General features: G+C 36.8%; 3 protein-coding genes. 1 reads left to right on the top strand and 2 read right to left on the bottom strand.

The features are described from left to right. On the top strand, nucleotides 1-207 hold a 207-nt coding region (locus tag V7266_RS19470), incomplete at its 5' end, for a hypothetical protein (RefSeq protein WP_335470098.1). Between the two features lie 668 nt (nucleotides 208-875). Here V7266_RS19470 and V7266_RS19465 read toward each other — a convergent pair. Continuing rightward, nucleotides 876-2,186: a nucleobase:cation symporter-2 family protein gene (locus tag V7266_RS19465; RefSeq protein ID WP_335470096.1), complete on the bottom strand. Its 1,311-nt coding sequence runs from the start codon at nucleotides 2,184-2,186 to the stop codon at nucleotides 876-878. Beyond that, nucleotides 2,186-2,779, bottom strand: coding sequence for a xanthine phosphoribosyltransferase (locus tag V7266_RS19460; protein WP_335470093.1), 594 nt, complete (start codon nucleotides 2,777-2,779; stop codon nucleotides 2,186-2,188). Before V7266_RS19460 ends, V7266_RS19465 begins: the two co-directional genes overlap by 1 nt. Between the last annotated feature and the right edge of the window lie 199 nt (nucleotides 2,780-2,978).

The following is a 2,978-nucleotide window of genomic DNA, read 5'->3' as shown; positions in this document are numbered from 1 at the left end:
TTTTATGAAAAATTACCAAATGATGTGTTAATTGACTTCTATAATGAAATTAATAACAACATTATTCATGGTGGTTCTACCCAAAAATTATATTTTGAATTAGGTTTAATTTATTCCATTATGTGTCGCAGAGGAATTATTTCAAATAGATCTTTTAATAAAGAAGATGTTGTGGCCACTCAAACCCTAAAAAATTATAGTGCTTAAAATCAGCTGTCGATTAGGCGGCTCTTTTTTTTGCAAAAATAGGAAAATCATTCTATATGCAATATACGTCCAACACCTTTACACAAAAAAAGACCTTTGATTTTTAAAATCAAAGGTAAAGTTAGGCTTAGTGGTCTAGGCTAAACCTAAATGGGAGGTCTAAACTCCAGAAGAATTTAAACAAGAATAAGCGTTAATGAATACTAATGATTAGCATTATCAACTTAATTCATATTTAACTATTTTTTTCTTAATTTTTTCTTAAGATTACTTAAAATTTGAACCGTTAGGCAATAATGAATAGGTTTTTGGGACTGAAAAAGAAAAAAAGACCACTCATTTAATTGAGTAGTCAATGATATAAATCATANNAAAGTTGAACATACTGGTTTGGCTTTTTGACTAATCCCTATACATTTTATGAAAAAAAATGAAAGATGTTATGGGTAATTGGGTGGGAATTTAGAGCAAGGCTAAAATTAATCATGATGTTGTAGCCATACACAGTGAGGTTTATTGTTTAGCCTTGCTCTAATAATAAGATTACCCATAACAGCTGGAATTATATGGGTATAATTTCCTGTTTTAACAAAAAAACATTCCGAAGTACAAATTCCACTATATTTTAGGAAGTAATATGTGGGATAAAATCAATTACTAATGAAGGTTTATGCCACACTTTGATTACTATTGTTTACCGTTTGATTTTGCTGCTTAGGTTTTGCCACATTGAAAATGATATTGAGGAAAATCGCCGTTAAACTTCCGCCGACAATTCCACTGTTGGTTAATATTTTTACACTTTCAGGTAGTGCATCAAACAAATTAGGAACCGTAGTAACACCTAACCCTACAGCAACCGAGCAGGCAATAATTAATAGGTTTTCCTGAGAGGAAAAATCTACTTTGCTTAGCATTTTAATCCCGGAAGCAATAACCATACCAAACATCGCTACCATGGCACCGCCAAGTACTGACGTAGGCACAACAGTTGTTAAGGCAGCAATTTTAGGTACAAACCCAAGGAAAATCAGAATACCAGCCATTGTGTAAATCACGTTTTTCGATTTCACACCTGAAAATTGTACAAGTCCCACATTTTGCGAATAAGTTGTATAAGGGAAGGAGTTAAATAGTGCTCCTACGATACTAGCAAGACCTTCTGCACGATATCCTTTTACTAGATCCTGTTCAGTTAACTTTCTTCCTGTAATATCACTTAATGCAAAATACACACCTGTTGATTCAACAAGACTTACAATCGCAACTAGTGTCATGGTAATGATTGGAGCTAGTTCAAACGTTGGTGCAGCAAAGTGAAGGGGAGCAACCATGTGGAACCACGATGCATCTCCAACCGCCGAAAAATCAACTTTACCTAAAAGTGTCGCCGCAATTGTACCACCAATCAGACCAAGCAAAATGGAAATGGCACGAATGAAACCTTTACAAAAGCGATAGAGAACAATAATAAATAATAGTGTACCAAAAGCAAGACCTAAATTTGTTAAAGATCCAAAGTCTGGGCTTCCTTGACCACCTGCAACGTTATTCATCGCTACAGGAATTAGGGTAATTCCGATGATCGTTACAACAGAACCCGTTACAACAGGAGGGAAGAAGCGGACAAGCTTTCCAAAAAAGGAAGCGATTAATATCACAATGATTCCTGAAACTAATATAGATCCATAGATTGCCGACATGCCATATTGCCCGCCAATTGCAATGATTGGACCAACGGCTGTAAATGTACAGCCTAAAACGATAGGAAGACCAATACCAAAATAACGATTTTGCCAAACCTGCAAGAGAGTAGCGATTCCGCTTGTTAAGATATCTAAAGAAACTAAATAAGCTAATTGTTTACCAGATAGATGAAGAGCACCGCCGATGATTAGCGGGACGATAACAGCCCCTGCGTACATTGCTAAAACATGCTGGATTCCTAGAGATGCTGTTTTCCATGGACTTTGTTTCATTAGACTAATTCCTCCACTTTTTCATTGATAAATTGAACTTCTCCGTTTGATAGGGAAGCGATCTTTGCTAATGATTCCACCCTAAAACCAAATTCTTTCAGTTTTTCTGCGCCTTGCTGGAAAGACTTTTCAATCACAATGCCGATTCCTTTTACCATGGCACCGCTTTGTTGGACAATGTCAACCAATCCAAGTGCTGCTTGTCCATTTGCAAGAAAGTCATCAATGATTAGAACGCGGTCCTCTGCTTCTAAAAACTTATTGGAAATGGAGATTTCGTTTGTTTCATTTTTGGTAAACGAATGGACTGATGATGTAAGTAAGTCATCTGTAAGTGTTAATGATTTTCTTTTTCGAGCGAAAACAACAGGAACGTTCATATACAATCCCGCCATAACAGCTGGAGCTATACCAGAAGATTCAATCGTCACAATTTTAGTAATTCCTTCATTAGCGAAAAGAGAAGCAAATTCTTTTCCTATTTCATTCATTAGCAATGGGTCGATTTGATGGTTTAGAAATGAATCTACCTTCAATACCTGATCTGACAAGACCCTTCCTTCTGAAATAATTTTTTCCTCTAGTAATCTCATAATGTAAATCCCCCTTGAAGTATAAAGCTGTGTTAAAAGTTTTTAGCATGTTGAGTGGAGCGGAAGGCGCGCAGACTCCTGCGGGAGTACGGGGCCGAGGAGGCTCCCCGGACCGCCCGCGGAAAGCGAAGCGTCTGGAGCGGAAATCAACACCAAGTTTAAACACAACAAAAAATAAAAAGAGCCCAATGGTCATTGC

The organism is Neobacillus drentensis (assembly GCF_036965645.1).
GTDB classification, from domain to species: domain Bacteria; phylum Bacillota; class Bacilli; order Bacillales; family Cytobacillaceae; genus Neobacillus; species Neobacillus drentensis_D.
The sequence above is the reverse complement of the archived record's forward strand: the minus strand, read 5'-3'. Positions and strand labels throughout refer to the sequence as shown.

Excerpts from the sequence above, each read along its gene's own strand:
- V7266_RS19465 (WP_335470096.1), bottom strand. The coding sequence starts at position 2,186 with ATGAAACAAAGTCCATGGAAAACAGCATCTCTAGGAATCCAGCATGTT.
- V7266_RS19460 (WP_335470093.1), bottom strand. The coding sequence starts at position 2,779 with ATGAGATTACTAGAGGAAAAAATTATTTCAGAAGGAAGGGTCTTGTCA.